Genomic DNA, 16,904 nt, shown 5'->3' on the forward strand with positions numbered 1-16,904 from the left:
GTAATAAAGTGGACTTGACACCAAAAAAAGGAGTGAACGATATGGATCGCTGGGAAAACGAGCTAAACAAATACGCCGAATTGGCCGTGAAAGTCGGCGTCAACATTCAGCCTGGGCAGACGCTGTTCGTCAACGCCCCGCTCGAGGCGGCGCCGCTCGTCCGCAAAATCGCCAAAACGGCGTACGAAACCGGGGCGAAACACGTGTATGTCGAGTGGAACGATGAGGCGCTTACATACATCAAATTTCATCACGCCCCTGAGGAAGCGTTTTCCGAATATCCGATGTGGCGGGCCAAAGCGATGGAAGAGCTCGTCGAACAAGGAGCGGCCTTTTTGTCGATTTACGCCCCGAACCCGGACTTATTGAAAGACGTCGATCCGAAGCGGATCGCGACCGCCAATAAAACAGCGGCCCAAGCGCTCGCCAACTACCGGAGCGCCATCATGGCCGACCGGAACTGCTGGTCGCTCCTGTCCGTCCCGACGGCGGCATGGGCGCGAAAAGTATTTGGCGATCTGCGTGATGAAGAAGCGATCGACAAATTATGGGAAGCGATTTTCCGCATCGTCCGCGTCGACCGAGACGATCCGATCGCGGCTTGGCGCGAACATAACGATCAGCTCGCCCGCATCGTCGCTTACTTAAACAACAAGCAATACAAACAGCTCGTTTATGAAGCGCCGGGCACCAACATCACGGTCGAGCTCGTCGACGGACACGTTTGGCACGGCGGCGCCGCGACCAGCCAAACTGGAGTGCGCTTCAACCCGAACATGCCGACCGAGGAAGTGTTTACGATGCCGCATAAAGACGGCGTCAACGGCACCGTCCGCAACACGAAGCCGCTCAATTACAACGGCAACGTCATCGATGGGTTTACGCTGACCTTTAAAGACGGTCAAGTTGTCGACTTCAGCGCCGAAGAAGGATATGAGACGCTCAAACATTTGCTTGACACCGATGACGGGGCGCGCCGCCTCGGCGAAGTCGCCCTCGTGCCGCATCAGTCGCCCGTATCGCTGTCCAATCTCATTTTTTACAACACGCTGTTTGACGAAAACGCCGCCTGCCATTTTGCGCTTGGCAAAGCGTACCCGACGAACATCGAAAACGGCGCGGCGCTGTCCAAAGAAGAGCTTGACCGCCGCGGCGTCAACGACAGCCTCGTCCACGTCGACTTTATGATCGGCTCGGCCGAACTGAACATCGACGGCGTCACGAAAGACGGCAAGCGCGAACCGATTTTCCGCCGCGGCAACTGGGCGTTCGAATTGTCGTAAGCTGGTTTCCCTTCACTCGAAAAGGCCGGTGAAAAACGGTTGATTCCCCTCATTAATGGGAGAGCGTGTGAAAAGCAGGACCGATGCATCAGGTTTTTTCTAGTTGAGAAATGCCATTGCAAAGCCGTATCTAGGATTAAATCACCGCCTTCTAAAAGGCCGGTGAAAAACGGTTGATTCCCTTCATTAATGGGAACGAAAAGCTCGATCGATGCAATAAAGTATTTCTCATTGAGAAATAACATCGTCAAGCCGTACCCATGATGAAATCACCGGCCTCCTAAGCCATCAGGCTGCGTCCAACAGGCGGGCAGACCCGACCGTTGGTGCAGCCTGATTCGATTCCAACACGGATTCACATGCAACGATCAAAGCGAACCGATAGGGTTGTTTATATCTTGCCGCAAATGCACAGCGGCCGATGCCGCCTGCGCCAGTTGCTCGCATTGCCGCAAACGAATGCTAAAGAGAACGAGCGGGTCGCGGTACGCCTCCGGATGGGTGCGCATCTGTTTTAATTCTCTTTCTTGGGCGACCGTTTCGAGCTCCAACCGTTCCAACGTTTCATTTAAAACGGCGGATGGCGCTTGGAAAAACCGAGCCATATCGCGCTCGAGCGATTTGGCAAACCATGCAAACGGCATCAGCAACTGCTGGGCGACCGTTTCCGCCACATCGCTGTAATCTTGCGTTTGCATCCACTGTCGATACCTTTGCGCGAGCATCGCCTTATTTTGCGGAAACGCACCGAGCAGTTTGCCCGCCCCTTTCAACAGCAGCTGACTTGGCGTTCTCCGCAAAAACACGTTCACCTTGTCTATTTGTACTCCGTTGATCAACCGATCCGTATCGCGCCGCCAATCGGCGAGAAGGCGAAAATCGCATTCAAGCTTCAGCCGTTCCTCGCCAAACATGGCATTCAATCCTTCGGCCATTTCATATAAAAACGCTTGGCATTCATTGAATTCTTCCTCGGCTCCAGCAATCCACTCGTTTAGAGCACAATGCAACCGCGGCAGCACCTCGCCGTCGATATAGGCGCGAATCCGCTCGTTCACCCGCTCATTCAACTCAAGGTGAAGACGGGCAAAATCGCTGTCGTCGCCCACGAAGTCAGCCGCTTGGCGCAACATGTCGGGAATCGCCGTTGCCAAAGCCGTCCGCGTCTCTTCCAACACCGCGCGGAACGATTTGACGATCCTCGTCGTCTTTTCTTCTTGCTGATCACCGAGCTGATGAATCGCCCCGTTCAGCTTGGCCGCCATCTCTTTTTTCCAGACAATCGACTCGGCCAACCGGCTTTCCGCCTCCGCTCGCTGCCGGAACAAATGAGCAATGAACTGGCGGATCGTCGCTAATAGCGCCGTTTCCCGACGCTCTATCGACCGATGACGGCCCAATTCGCCGAGCCAGTCAACGAGCGTTTGCTGCTGGCTGCGGCTTGGGGCATGCGGCGAATAAACGATGACATTGGCTTCCGGAACAACCGTGCGGATATGCGCCTCTATTTCCCGAACAATACTCATTGTCTCCTGCTCATCGACCATCCCGTCTCCTGGAGGAAGCAAAAAGTGAATCGGCGCCTGCGGAATCCGTTCGCGCAGCTGGAATACCAGCTGCTCATCAACACTGGAAAACGGATCGTCTCCGTTTAGAAGAAAAAGAACGCTATCGGCAAGCGCAATAGAGATCAGCGCCTCATGGTCGAAGGAAGCGCGCCCGCCAAGCGGACCGATATCGAGCAAGGAAACTCCCTGCGGCAAAAGGGAAAACGGAGCTGTGCATTCAATGACCGCATCATCGGGGAACCGGCTTCCGCGACCTCCTGATGCTTGTTGAAACTCTTCAATGTTTGAGAAAACCGTAAACTGTTCATCGCTGATTTTCACTATTTCGGCTTCTTCCCCGTGTTTCCACACGAGCACCGGGGCAGATGGTGCTGCCAGCGCCGCCTCACCAACCAGCGTCCGCAAAAACGCCAACCGCTCATGGCGCGACGCCCCGGCAATCAACACGCAATGTCCTTGCGCATCCGCTAGGCGCCGCATGAGCCAGCGAAATCGGAAATGAGCCCCCGCCCGCTGCGCTTCTGCCCATTCGGCCATTTCTTCAAACAGGGCTAGCGCTGCTTCCCGTGTTTTTCCTCTTGTTCCCATAAGCCGCTTGGCCGCATCACGAATGATGTCTTCGGCAAACGCCTCGGGAACTTTCTCGCTCCACGCCAACAAGGCAGCCGCAGCCACCGCCGCCGCGGAACCTTCCGCCATATTCACCCAGCTTTTTAACAGCGGCGGGATCACTTCCACGAGCTCTTTCCATCGATACGGTCCTTTCATTAACCCTTCGTACGCCTCGGCCAAAAGAGCAGGAATCCTCTTCCACTCATAGTCTCGACCTAGCGCCAACTCATCATCGAGGCGATTCCACTCCGCGAGCCACGAAAAATAGAGATCTCCATCTCGATAACCGTTCCATAGCGCCTGCACAAGCCGCTCAAACTTTACGCGATCCGTTTCATACAACAGCGCTAGGCAGCGTGAAAACCGCGCCGGCGCCATCGTCCGCGCATGTCCTTGTTCCACATAACCGGTCAAAATGTCTGCCCAGCGCCGCGATGAAGTCCGCACCGCCTCCCCCAAAGCGAGCTCAATGGCGCTTTCCCAATCACCTTGCTCCTCGAAAAAGGCGCGCGCCCATTCGGTCATGTTCGGATAATCCGGATACAACGTCACGCCGCGCTTGACCATTTCATCTGCCTTTTCTTTTTCCCCCAACTCGCGATAGAGGGAAAACAAACACAAAATGAGCTCCGCTTGAAGCGTCTCACTTTCCGTCTCGACCGAACGGTACAGCTCCTCAGCCATTCTTAGCTGCCCGAGCTCATAGTAGCTGTCCGCCATGTTCTTTTGCGCCCATGGGCGCAGCTCGTTATGAACGTTTTCCCACTTAAAAATGGCGGCCTCATAATCGCGGCGATGAAAATAGACTTCCCCCTGGGCAAAGCGAATGGACGATAGATCCGCGCCATCGCGGTGCGCGGCGAAAAAAACGTCGCCGAGCGCGCCAACCACATCGCCCTCCCCTTCGTCAATTAGCGTTTCATAAAACCTTTTATGAACAAGCCGTTGTTCAAACTCCATGTCCATCACCCGACTTACTGATTTGCCATGCATGTTCATTGTATGGCTTGTTTGGTCATTTTATTTCTATCCTATACATTTTAACAAACTTTCACGACCATGAACGTTTCAATTTGTTTTCATTTGCAAGACAAAAAGCTTCTGCGGTTGCGGTAAACGAGAAATTTGAATTCAGGCCCAAATCAAACTGCCTGTCTCCCAAAATTATTAGTTCAAGGATGAATGGCATGTTCGTCTATCCCGTACCAAAAGGCGGAGCGATCCGCCTTTTCTCTTTCCAGTATTCCGTGAAAAGGCCGCACTGGCGCGTGATGTTCAGCCCTGGATGGAGGGAAAACGCTGCCCGTTGAATTTTCTGTGAAAATCCCCACCACTGGGTGAGTGCTGTATACGCTCCTGATCCGTGTGGGTATACTGAAAATGGCCAAAGAAGGCAATAGGAAAGCAGAGGTGCCCGATTTTCGGACATCTCGTATGATCTGGCTGCCTGTTGGCTATACTAGATAAGTTGTGGTTGGCGGAACGGCTCTTTGCGGGAGATCATGCAAAAGATGATCACCAACATTCGTCGAGCCGTGGCGATGAGGGCTTTTTTCTTCCCGCATCGGGCCGCCAACGACCAAAATTTTCGGGACAAGGGATGTGTCTTGGATCGAGATGCTGACCATGCCGCCTCGCATAACGCTGATCGAAGATGGGGATTGCCTTTGGTGGTGCGCGTGCTCTTTCGCTTTCCGGCGCTTTCATGGTTGCCGGGGGACAACCCCGTCCATGACGCCGCCCGTTCCGGCGTTTCAAAGACGCTCATGTCGGTTCCCATCTCGGCGATGATGACGGCGGCGGTTTGTTTTTTGATTCCAGGCATGGTCATCAGTAAGTCCACTTCCTCCCGATACGGCTCGAGCAGGCGGTCGATGTGCTGGTCGACTTCTTCGATGAGCCGCTCGCATTCCTCCACGTGTTTCCACAAGAGGCGAAGGAGACAGAGCTCATGTTCGGTCAAGGTGCCCAGCAGCGAATCGTACACCGCCTGCTTTTTCGTTTTGAGCCTGCCGCGCAGGCATTGATCCAGCTCGTCCTTGTCCACGTATCCCTTCTCGAGCAGCCGGGCAAGGATGTTTCGTCCGGAAACGCCGAAGAGATGTTTTTTGCAAGCAAAAAGTGCAGAGAATTGCAAGAAAAAATACATAGGCTTGCCGGCTCAATGAATTTACCTTTCAACCGAGTGAGAAGGGAGCGACTGAACGGCAGAAAGCGCATGCCGCAAGCGGTAGCTCTCACCCGTAAACGCGAGAATGTGGGCGTGATGGACCAAACGATCCACCAGCGCTGCCGTCAGGCGGTTGTCCCCAAACACTCGATTCCACTGTCCAAACTCTAAATTCGATGTCACGATGACACTTTTTCGTTCATAACAATCGGCAATGATGTGAAACAGCAGTTCCGACCCCTGCTTTTGGAAAGGTACATAGCCGAGTTCGTCCAAAATCAACAGCTCGCATGTGTCGATTTGCCGTTTGAGCCGTCCGAGGGTGCCGTCTTTTAACGCCTCTTCGAGCTGGGCGACAAGATCGGCGACACGGAAAAACCGAACTTCATGGCCCCGTTCACACGCTTTTAATCCTAATGCGGTGGCGAGATGGGTTTTTCCTGTTCCCGGCGAACCTAAAAGCAGGACGTTCTGTTTTTGCTCCAAAAAGCGAAGGTCGCAAAGTTCTTCCTTCGAGGTCGTGGTCGGCCAATGAATCTGATCCGACCATTCGTCATCGTTGAGCCATTTCAACTCCCGGAACTTCGCCTTCTTGATCAATCGAGCCTGTTTTGCTTTCTGACGGAACGACAGCTCCAACGCCAACACATCACGCAAAAACTGTTCCTTGGTCTCGTAGGCCACCTCCTCGAATCGATCCGCGATGTACGCCAAATGCAGGGCTTTACAAATCTCTTTTACATCCATCTTCATGCCCGGCTTCCCCCTTCCCTTGACGGACAAAGACGTTGATCATACACATGTAAATCGGTTTCATAGTCGACGAAAACGGAAGGGGTATAGGCTTCTTCCCATTTCGCGGGATACTCCGAACGCTTCGCCTCCATCAACACCCCGATCTCATGGGGCGCCAAATCCCACCGTTGATACTTGTCAAGCCACTGAGCGATCTCATAGACGGTGTACCGGTCCAGCAGCTTCTGCACCCCTCGAATGCGTGATGCCGTCTGTTTCGGTTGTTCCATGAAGTATTTCCTAATGGCCTCCGGTAAGTAAACTCGAAACCGCGAATACTCCACCACCCGGGGCTTTTGCGCCCATTCCGCCAAAATGTCCTTCCAAGGGAGCTCCCGTTGCTTTTTCGTGTACGGCCTTGGCGCTTCCAGGTACACCTCCCCTTCCTGGGACAAAACCATGAAACGATCCCATTCCTTTTTGACAAGGACACGGTTGGGGACCGGGATCCCATGAACCACAAACGCCTCCCCATCCACCGTTACTTCCCCGTATTTATTGACATTGGCGTGGTGGAAGGAGAAGATCGGGAGATCTCTCTCCGGCAGGACAAGCAACTCCTTTTGTTCTTCCTGCCATAATTCCTCAATGGTTCTCCCTTTTTCATAGTGGGGGCGGGCTCGATCTTCGATCATCTTGCGATGCAGCCACTCCGTCAGTTCTTCATCCCCCTCGATCAACGGAGCAGGGACAAAGCAGTGTTGCCGAGTATAGTAAACTTTCCGTTCGACATTCCCTTTTTCGTGTCCGCTATACGGATTGCATGCCTGTACGTCAAACCCATAATGAAGCCGGAATCGCTCAAATGCTTCAGTATATTGACGTTCGCCTCCTTTTCGAATCGAAACCACCGCCGCCGCCAAATTGTCGATGCGCAGTTTTCTCGGGACGCCTCCGGCCTGTCGAAAGAGCTGAGTGAGCCCGTGAAGAAAACATTCGCTGTTTTCCGCCGGCAATGGATACGCATACGCGGCGTTGCTGTACGGAAAGCTCAAAATCAGAATTGATCGGTCTTCCTCTTTTCCCTCCTTCGTCACAACGGACATGGTGCCGAAATCCACCTGCGCTTCCCCCGGAGGGTGTTCCAGCCTCTCGTAACGTTGTTCCTTCTCCAGCTTAAGCTGAGGTCTTCGTTTTTGAACGTAGGCGCAAACCGTTCGATAAGACCCTTTAAAGCCATGTTCCTGCTTTAATTGTTCGTACATCTTCTTGCTTGTCCGCCGTTGTTTTCTTGGCAGTTTGGCGTCCTCCTCCAGCCAGTCATCAATGATTTGACCGTATCCTTCTTCCTCCATCATTCCCCGTTTTCTCTTTATTTTTTGTCTGACCGAAATGTCTCCATCCGCATATTTCTTGACTGTTCTCCAGTTAAATCCCGTCCTGCGGACAATTTCGGAAAGCGATAACCCTTTCTTTTCACGCAAATGTTTGATATGATGAATTTCAGGCATTGCTAGCATCCTTTCTTTACCTCCACTGTTTTGTTCTTCACAACCTTAACAGTAGAGGGAATTTTAGGAGCTGGCAAGCCTTTTTTTATGCCATGAAGCTCTGCACTTTTTTGTTGCAGAACTCTGTACTTTCATTTTGCACTAAACAGAAGAGATCCGAGAGGACGGAGCCTAGTTTGACATTGGAAGACTCCAGCACTTTTTGAATCCGGTTTTTCTCTGAACTCAACTGTCCGACCCACTTTTTGCGCAGGCGGGTAAAATCCCGCAGTTCACGAATGGGCGCTGGGGGGACGAAACTTTTTTCAATGAGTCCATGGCGGAGCAGCTTCGCCATCCACTCGGCGTCAGAGACATCGGTTTTTCTTCCCGGGACATTTTTGATCCGCTGCGGATTGGCCAACGTCAAGTCGACATAGCCCTCGAGGAAAGCAAAGACCGGTTTCCAATACACGCCGGTGGATTCCATGGCGACATGGGTGACCCCATGGTCTTCGAGCCACTCGAGCAGGTCGCCAAGCCCTTTCGAGAACGTTGAGAACGTTTGGATCTCCTTTTGGATCTCCCCCTCTTCTTCCCATAGGGCACAAGCGACGATGGTTTCGGTATGAACATCCAATCCTGCGCAGCGAGGATAGATGACATCCATGATGAAACGCCTCCGTTTCGATGATGGAGTGCGCAAACAGCGAATCCACGGGAGACATGCGGCAGTTTTCTGTTCGTCGTCACCTTTCTCTGTCACAGGAAAGGGCGGACAATGGGTGGTGCACCCAGTGGATTCAAACACTTTTCTGTACAGGGTCTAAGCCACCATTAAGCATAACGTCCTGTTGAACTGTTTGCGCCTATTCTTCATTATGGGAAGAAAAGGGGGATTTTCATCCCCGGGTGGAGGGCAAAAGGTTGCCCATGGATCTTTTCTGTGAAAATGCCGAGCTGGCGCGAGATTTTCATTCCTGGGTGGAGGGCAAAACGTTGCCCATGGACCTTTCTGTGAAAATGCTGAACTGACGCGGATTTTCATCCCCGGGTGGAGGGCAAAACGTTGCCCATGGACCTTTTCTGTGAAAATGCCGAGCTGGCGCGAGATTTTCATTCCTGGGTGGAGGGCAAAACGTTGCCCATGGACCTTTTCTGTGAAAATGCTGAACTGACGCGGATTTTCATCCCCGGGTGGAGGGCAGATCGCGCTGCCCATGGATCTTTTCCGTGAAAATGCCGAACTGGCGCGGATTTTCATCCCCGGGTGGAGGGCAGATCACACTGTCCATGGAAATTTTCCGTTCCACCTAACCTATGTTGATCCCTATGAAACTGAAGAAACCGCTTGAAGAGATAGGGATAAAAAGGAGGCTTCGCAAAGCGGGTAGGCTTAACATTATTCTAATCTGTAACATTACACATTCTTTAATAATTTACTAGCTATTTCAATAAACTCTTTACCATCTTCGTATGGAAAATATCGCATACTATTTTCATGCACTAGTTCCTCTATTTTTTTCCATGTCTCAAGATCTTTATTATTATATATTTGTTCTAACTTTTGAATTTCCTGTTTTAGAGCTTTTGGTACCCATTTAGGTTCTTCATTAAGAAATTCTAAAAATTTATCTTCTAATTTTGCATCGAAAAATGTCTGATTATAATATGAATCGAAAAAATACTGGAGGGTCTCAAACTCTTTTCTTATATCCATCTCTTACACCTCTTACTTTCGTTTTTTTACCTATTTCATATGGAATTTGTGTGGAAGAACGGATATAATATTCTTGAGAGGGGGAGGTTGGCGGTAACCTTACCCCCTCGTTAGCTTATCGCTTTTTTGTTTCTTACGCTTGCACTTCGCGACCATTTCCTCAATCTCTAGCGCTGTTTTGATTAATGTCGCGAGAGCTGCAAGCGTAAAAATATTCTGATTGCAACGATATTCATTCCGTATCACCTCTTGCTTTTTTGTTCATTCCAAGAAAGTGAGCGCTCTCTTCCGTTTTTTGTTTGATATATTTCCGTAGTTCTGGACGATTCTCGCCACCATGATAGTATGAACTCATCCTGAATTTGCACGTCTTCGTCCCGTTCAATTCAACATCCAAGTCGTGCAAAATCTGATGTGCATACACTAGGCCAACGCAAATGCTCCTTTGTTTTTTCATCAAGCGGAGTAATTTGCTCACGAAGATATTGCCTTATTCTCCCCGTCTCTTTAATAAATTCCGGCGTTTTAGCCTGTCTTTGTTTAACTTCCTCTTTTGCTTTCCTGTATGCACCCTTTTCACCCTGCCTAAAAAGCGTAATAGCCGTACAAGATTTTTTCGGATTCTATCGTTTTTTCGGGATTCCCAAAAAATGAAAAATGACCGCAAATGCGGTCATATCAAGGGTTTCAACACTGTTAACCCGAACCAATCGTATGTAAGTGGCGTCCCAGGAGAGACTCGAACTCCCGACCGACGGCTTAGAAGGCCGCTGCTCTATCCTACTGAGCTACTGGGACATAACCAAGATGACACTCTAATCTTCATCGCTGCCCCTTCCTCTACCAGCTCACACAAAGAAGCACGATGCGTCGGGGCAACTCGCAGCCCATTCGAGGATGTCTCGCTCGTTGCTCTATCCTACTGAGCTACTGGGACATAACCAAGATGACACTCTAATCTTCATCGCTGCCCCTTCCTCTACCAGCTCACGCAAGGAAGCACGATGCGTCGGGGCAACTCGCAGCCCATTCGAGGATGTCTCGCTCGTTGCTCTATCTCGCTGAGCTGCAGGAATGCAATGCAGACAATGAGTAACATCTTTCACCGTTTCTTTAAATAAAGAAAAGCGGGTGATGGGAATCGAACCCACGACTTCAGCTTGGGAAGCTGAGGTTTTACCATTAAACTACACCCGCATGATCCATATCATTGGAGCTTGTCTTAGGAACGACTGCAATAAAAATATAATCGCTAATTTCTTTTTTGTCAATATCTTTCTTAAAGCTAGTGGATAAACGCGCTCGAGAGGATTCGAACCCCTAACCTTCTGATCCGTAGTCAGATGCTCTATCCAATTGAGCTACGAGCGCACGGCAGAGAGCGGAAGACGGGACTCGAACCCGCGACCCCCACCTTGGCAAGGTGGTGTTCTACCACTGAACTACTTCCGCATCATGAGAGGAATTCATTCCCTCAAAACTAGATAACCGTCGGAAGAAGCCACGCTTCGTACTGTCTAGCTCCGGCCGCCATCGGCTCGCGACGCTTCGGTCCTGCTGTGGCGGCATAGCCTCCCCGCAGGCCATCCAGCGCGTTTCGCCGATAAGCGGGCGTCCTCCACTTTTCTAGGTTAAGCCCTCGATCGATTAGTATCCGTCAGCTCCACGTGTCGCCACGCTTCCACCTCGGACCTATCGACCTCGTCATCTTCGAGGGATCTTACTCGCCTAACGCGATGGGAAATCTCATCTTGAGGGGGGCTTCACGCTTAGATGCTTTCAGCGCTTATCCCGTCCGCACATAGCTACCCAGCGGTGCCCCTGGCGGGACAACTGGTACACCAGCGGTGCGTCCATCCCGGTCCTCTCGTACTAAGGACAGCTCCTCGCAAATTTCCTACGCCCGCGACGGATAGGGACCGAACTGTCTCACGACGTTCTGAACCCAGCTCGCGTACCGCTTTAATGGGCGAACAGCCCAACCCTTGGGACCGACTACAGCCCCAGGATGCGATGAGCCGACATCGAGGTGCCAAACCTCCCCGTCGATGTGGACTCTTGGGGGAGATCAGCCTGTTATCCCCGGGGTAGCTTTTATCCGTTGAGCGATGGCCCTTCCATGCGGAACCACCGGATCACTAAGCCCGACTTTCGTCCCTGCTCGACCTGTCCGTCTCGCAGTCAAGCTCCCTTGTGCCTTTGCACTCTCCGAATGATTTCCAACCATTCTGAGGGAACCTTTGGGCGCCTCCGTTACCTTTTGGGAGGCGACCGCCCCAGTCAAACTGCCCACCTGACACTGTCTCCCACCCCGCTAAGGGGTGCGGGTTAGAATTTCAATACCGCCAGGGTGGTATCCCACCGGCGCCTCCACCGAAGCTGGCGCTCCGGCTTCTTAGGCTCCCACCTATCCTGTACAAGCGATACCAAAATTCCATATCAGGCTGCAGTAAAGCTCCACGGGGTCTTTCCGTCCTGTCGCGGGAAACCTGCATCTTCACAGGTAGTATAATTTCACCGGGTCTCTCGTTGAGACAGCGCCCAAGTCGTTACACCTTTCGTGCGGGTCGGAACTTACCCGACAAGGAATTTCGCTACCTTAGGACCGTTATAGTTACGGCCGCCGTTTACTGGGGCTTCGGTTCGCACCTTCGCTTCCGCTAAGCGCTCCCCTTAACCTTCCAGCACCGGGCAGGTGTCAGCCCCTATACGTCGCCTTTCGGCTTCGCAGAGACCTGTGTTTTTGATAAACAGTCGCTTGGGCCTTTTCACTGCGGCTCTTCCAGGCTCTTCACCCGAAAGAGCACCCCTTCTCCCGAAGTTACGGGGTCATTTTGCCGAGTTCCTTAACGAGAGTTCTCCCGCGCGCCTTAGGATTCTCTCCTCGCCTACCTGTGTCGGTTTGCGGTACGGGCACCTCTTCCCTCGCTAGAGGCTTTTCTTGGCAGTGTGAAATCGGGGACTTCCGGATCACTCCGTCGCCATCACAGCTTGGCCTTCCGGCCAGCGGATTTGCCTACTGGCCAGCCTCACTGCTTGGACAGGCTCTTCCAGCCGCCTGCTCGCCCTATCCTCCTGCGTCCCCCCATCGCTCAAACGGGAAGGGGGTGGTACAGGAATCTCAACCTGTTGCCCATCACCTACGCCTTTCGGCCTCGGCTTAGGTCCCGACTAACCCTGAGCGGACGAACCTTCCTCAGGAACCCTTAGGCTTTCGGCGCAGAGGATTCTCACCTCTGTTTTCGCTACTCATACCGGCATTCTCACTTCTCAGCGCTCCACCAGTCCTTCCGGTCTGGCTTCTCTGCCCTTAGAACGCTCCCCTACCGATGACCAACGGTCATCCCGCAGCTTCGGCGGCACGTTTAGCCCCGGTACATTTTCGGCGCAGAGTCACTCGACCAGTGAGCTATTACGCACTCTTTAAATGGTGGCTGCTTCTAAGCCAACATCCTGGTTGTCTTCGCAACTCCACATCCTTTTCCACTGAACGTGCACTTGGGGGCCTTAGCTGGCGATCTGGGCTGTTTCCCTCTCGACCACGGATCTTATCACTCGCAGTCTGACTCCCGGGCATAAGTCGTTGGCATTCGGAGTTTGACTGGGTTCGGTAACCCGATGAGGGCCCCTAGCCCAATCAGTGCTCTACCTCCAAGACTCTTACACCCGAGGCTAGCCCGAAAGCTATTTCGGGGAGAACCAGCTATCTCCAAGTTCGATTGGCATTTCACCCCTACCCACACCTCATCCCCGCACTTTTCAACGTGCGTGGGTTCGGGCCTCCAGCCGGTGTTACCCGGCCTTCACCCTGGACATGGGTAGATCACCTGGTTTCGGGTCGACGACGACGTACTCCTGCGCCCTGTTCAGACTCGCTTTCGCTGCGGCTCCGCCTCTTCGGCTTAACCTCGCACGCCATCGTCACTCGCCGGTTCATTCTACAAAAGGCACGCCATCACCCATGAACGGGCTCTGACTACTTGTAGGCACACGGTTTCAGGTTCTCTTTCACTCCCCTTCCGGGGTGCTTTTCACCTTTCCCTCACGGTACTGGTTCGCTATCGGTCACTAGGGAGTATTTAGCCTTGGGAGATGGTCCTCCCTGCTTCCGACGGGATTCCTCGTGTCCCGCCGTACTCAGGAGCCGCTCGGGAGGGAACGAAGTTTCGACTACAGGGCTCTCACCTTCTCTGGCCGGCCGTTCCAGACCGGTTCGTCTACCCCGTTCCTTTCTCACTCCCATAGTGAGCGGTCCTACAACCCCAAGAGGACTCGCCTCTTGGTTTGGGCTGTTCCCGTTTCGCTCGCCGCTACTCAGGGAATCGCGTTTGCTTTCTTCTCCTCCGGGTACTAAGATGTTTCAGTTCCCCGGGTGTGCCCTCCATGCCCTATGGATTCAGGCATGGATACTGCCCCATTACGGACAGTGGGTTCCCCCATTCGGACATCTCCGGATCGACGCTTGCTTACAGCTCCCCGGAGCGTTTCGGCGTTTGCCCCGTCCTTCATCGGCTCCTAGTGCCAAGGCATCCACCGTGCGCCCTTTCTAGCTTAACCTACAGCGTCTCGGCTTCTTCCTTTGCGTTTCCGGTTATCTAGTTTTCAAGGAACGAAGTCGCTCCATTGAGCTTGCTTCTTCGCTGGTTTGCGTCGAGGAATCTAGCTTCTCTGGATTCGCTTGTAGACGCAGACGCAAACGAAGCAGTCGAAGGAATTCTCATTCCTTCAAAACTGAACGAAACGAAAGCGCGATGTTCATGCATATGGACTATTGTCTAGCTCCGGCCGCCATCGGCTCACGACGCTTCGGTCCTGCTGCGGCAGCATAGCCTCCTCGCAGGCCCTCCAGCGCGTTTCGCCGATAGGCGGGCGACCTTCGCTTTTCCCCTTAGAAAGGAGGTGATCCAGCCGCACCTTCCGGTACGGCTACCTTGTTACGACTTCACCCCAATCACTTGCCCCACCTTCGGCGGCTGGCTCCCGTCAGGGTTACCGCACCGACTTCGGGTGTTGCAAGCTCTCGTGGTGTGACGGGCGGTGTGTACAAGGCCCGGGAACGTATTCACCGCGGCATGCTGATCCGCGATTACTAGCGATTCCGGCTTCATGCAGGCGAGTTGCAGCCTGCAATCCGAACTGAGAGCGGCTTTTTGGGATTCGCTCCCCCTCGCGGGTTCGCTGCCCTTTGTACCGCCCATTGTAGCACGTGTGTAGCCCAGGTCATAAGGGGCATGATGATTTGACGTCATCCCCACCTTCCTCCGACTTGTCGCCGGCAGTCCCTCTAGAGTGCCCAACCGAATGCTGGCAACGAGAGGCAAGGGTTGCGCTCGTTGCGGGACTTAACCCAACATCTCACGACACGAGCTGACGACAACCATGCACCACCTGTCACCCTGTCCCCCCGAAGGGGGAACGCCCAATCTCTTGGGTTGTCAGGGGATGTCAAGACCTGGTAAGGTTCTTCGCGTTGCTTCGAATTAAACCACATGCTCCACCGCTTGTGCGGGCCCCCGTCAATTCCTTTGAGTTTCAGCCTTGCGGCCGTACTCCCCAGGCGGAGTGCTTATCGCGTTAGCTGCAGCACTAAAGGGTGTGACCCCTCTAACACTTAGCACTCATCGTTTACGGCGTGGACTACCAGGGTATCTAATCCTGTTTGCTCCCCACGCTTTCGCGCCTCAGCGTCAGTTACAGGCCAGAGAGCCGCCTTCGCCACTGGTGTTCCTCCACATCTCTACGCATTTCACCGCTACACGTGGAATTCCGCTCCCCTCTCCTGCACTCAAGCTCCCCAGTTTCCAATGACCCTCCACGGTTGAGCCGTGGGCTTTCACATCAGACTTAAGGAGCCGCCTGCGCGCGCTTTACGCCCAATAATTCCGGACAACGCTCGCCCCCTACGTATTACCGCGGCTGCTGGCACGTAGTTAGCCGGGGCTTTCTCGTGAGGTACCGTCACCGCGCCGCCTTGTTCAAACGGCGCTCCTTCGTCCCTCACAACAGAGCTTTACGACCCGAAGGCCTTCTTCGCTCACGCGGCGTCGCTCCGTCAGGCTTTCGCCCATTGCGGAAGATTCCCTACTGCTGCCTCCCGTAGGAGTCTGGGCCGTGTCTCAGTCCCAGTGTGGCCGGTCACCCTCTCAGGCCGGCTACGCATCGTCGCCTTGGTGAGCCGTTACCTCACCAACTAGCTAATGCGCCGCGGGCCCATCCGCAAGTGACAGCCAAAGGCCGCCTTTCAACCAAAGACCATGCGGTCTTCGGTGTTATCCGGTATTAGCTCCGGTTTCCCGGAGTTATCCCGGTCTTGCGGGCAGGTTGCCCACGTGTTACTCACCCGTCCGCCGCTGACCCAACCAGAGCAAGCTCCGATTCGGTCCGCTCGACTTGCATGTATTAGGCACGCCGCCAGCGTTCGTCCTGAGCCAGGATCAAACTCTCCAAAAGAAAGTTGATTGGCTTTTTGCTTCAGCCGCAGCGCCAAAGGCGCCGAGCGGCCTCCGCTTTTCGTATTGTCTAGCTTCGGCCGCTATCGGCTCGCGACGCTTCGGTCCTGCTGCGGCGGCAACAGCCTCCTCGCAGGCCCTCCAGCGCGTTTCGCCGATAGGCAAGCGGCCTCTGCTTTTCGTTGCGCTTCGTTTCGTTCAGTTTTCAAGGAACGAGCAACTGCTTTTGCAACTCAACGACAACTATTATTATAAATAAATCTTTCAAAATGTCAAGCGGTTGTTTCCATCGCTTTGTGCCGCGTTCATTTCATGACGGCAATTTATTATTATAATCATCATTCTTTGTTTGTCAACAACTTTTTTGATTGTCCCATCTCCGTCGTTTGCCTTTTGATTTTGCACGATCGCGAAATGGCGAATTTGATTATATTACGTCCATCCCTTCATGTCAATTGGAATTTCTGACCGCCACATCGCAGACCGATTCACCCCCCTGTCCTGATCGTTCTTATCAACTATAATGATTGTAAGACCAAAAACAAGCCATCAATAAAGGAGGAATCGTTACAATGAATCACCCGTTTTCTGTTTTGCTTGACGGATACCGCCGCCTTTGGCCGAATCGTTCGCTCACAACAGAAACGCTTGATGAACAGAGAAGCAAAGCCCTTTTGTATGAAACGATCCGTCAGGAGCTGCTCGACGAATGGACGCATCCGCGTTTGCGGCAGACGCCTGAAGTGAAATTTTATTACGCGGTTAAGCGAGTGACTGCGTCGGACTTGCCCGATGACATAAAAATCGCGCTCATTCAAGCGTATTTGACGGCAATGGAACAATTGCGCCCCAGTCATACATAATTCACGAACATACG

The 16,904-nt window shown here is 53.0% G+C and carries 6 protein-coding genes, 4 tRNA genes, 2 rRNA genes and 2 pseudogenes; 2 read left to right on the forward strand and 12 right to left on the reverse strand.

Features of this window, described 5'->3' with window-relative positions:
- Positions 1-41 precede the first annotated feature (41 nt).
- Positions 42-1,283, forward strand: coding sequence for an aminopeptidase (locus ACTVIM_RS10175; protein WP_445612535.1), 1,242 nt, complete (start codon positions 42-44; stop codon positions 1,281-1,283).
- A gap of 368 nt (positions 1,284-1,651) precedes the next feature.
- On the opposite strand, the gene ACTVIM_RS10180 is transcribed toward ACTVIM_RS10175, so the two are convergent.
- The 12 genes and pseudogenes from ACTVIM_RS10180 to ACTVIM_RS10235 all read right to left on the reverse strand — a co-directional run bounded on the left by ACTVIM_RS10180 (position 1,652) and on the right by ACTVIM_RS10235 (position 16,028).
- Complete coding sequence (locus ACTVIM_RS10180) at positions 1,652-4,462, reverse strand: tetratricopeptide repeat protein (protein ID WP_445612536.1); 2,811 nt, start codon at positions 4,460-4,462, stop codon at positions 1,652-1,654.
- Positions 4,463-4,922: 460 nt separating this feature from the next.
- Positions 4,923-5,564: pseudogene (locus ACTVIM_RS10185) on the reverse strand (IS110 family transposase); the annotation flags it as partial.
- Positions 5,565-5,633: 69 nt separating this feature from the next.
- On the reverse strand, positions 5,634-6,386 hold the full coding sequence (gene istB, locus ACTVIM_RS10190; RefSeq protein ID WP_445612537.1) for an IS21-like element helper ATPase IstB: 753 nt from the start codon (positions 6,384-6,386) through the stop codon (positions 5,634-5,636).
- A complete protein-coding gene (gene istA, locus ACTVIM_RS10195) occupies positions 6,383-7,888 on the reverse strand; it encodes an IS21 family transposase (protein ID WP_445612379.1) in 1,506 nt (501 codons plus the stop codon). The genes istB and istA overlap by 4 nt, the downstream gene beginning before the upstream one ends.
- Before the next feature lie 139 nt (positions 7,889-8,027).
- Positions 8,028-8,528: pseudogene (locus ACTVIM_RS10200) on the reverse strand (IS110 family transposase); the annotation flags it as partial.
- 750 nt (positions 8,529-9,278) lie between these two features.
- Positions 9,279-9,578, reverse strand: a complete 300-nt coding sequence (locus ACTVIM_RS10205; RefSeq protein WP_033018634.1) for a contact-dependent growth inhibition system immunity protein — start codon at positions 9,576-9,578, stop codon at positions 9,279-9,281.
- A 721-nt stretch (positions 9,579-10,299) separates the two neighbouring features.
- Positions 10,300-10,376, reverse strand: a tRNA-Arg gene (locus tag ACTVIM_RS10210).
- 328 nt (positions 10,377-10,704) lie between these two features.
- Positions 10,705-10,775, reverse strand: a tRNA-Gly gene (locus ACTVIM_RS10215).
- A gap of 100 nt (positions 10,776-10,875) precedes the next feature.
- Positions 10,876-10,949, reverse strand: a tRNA-Arg gene (locus ACTVIM_RS10220).
- Between the two features lie 9 nt (positions 10,950-10,958).
- Positions 10,959-11,030 (reverse strand) — tRNA-Gly (locus ACTVIM_RS10225).
- 175 nt (positions 11,031-11,205) lie between these two features.
- Positions 11,206-14,135, reverse strand: a 23S ribosomal RNA gene (locus tag ACTVIM_RS10230).
- A gap of 335 nt (positions 14,136-14,470) precedes the next feature.
- Positions 14,471-16,028 (reverse strand): 16S ribosomal RNA (locus tag ACTVIM_RS10235).
- The 16S and 23S rRNA genes sit together here with 4 tRNA genes alongside, the layout of an rRNA operon.
- A 571-nt stretch (positions 16,029-16,599) precedes the next feature.
- Between ACTVIM_RS10235 and ACTVIM_RS10240 the strand changes: the two genes are divergently transcribed.
- Complete coding sequence (locus ACTVIM_RS10240) at positions 16,600-16,890, forward strand: hypothetical protein (RefSeq protein ID WP_445612538.1); 291 nt, start codon at positions 16,600-16,602, stop codon at positions 16,888-16,890.
- Positions 16,891-16,904: the final 14 nt, after the last annotated feature.

The organism is Geobacillus sp. YF-1 (genome assembly GCF_052692335.1).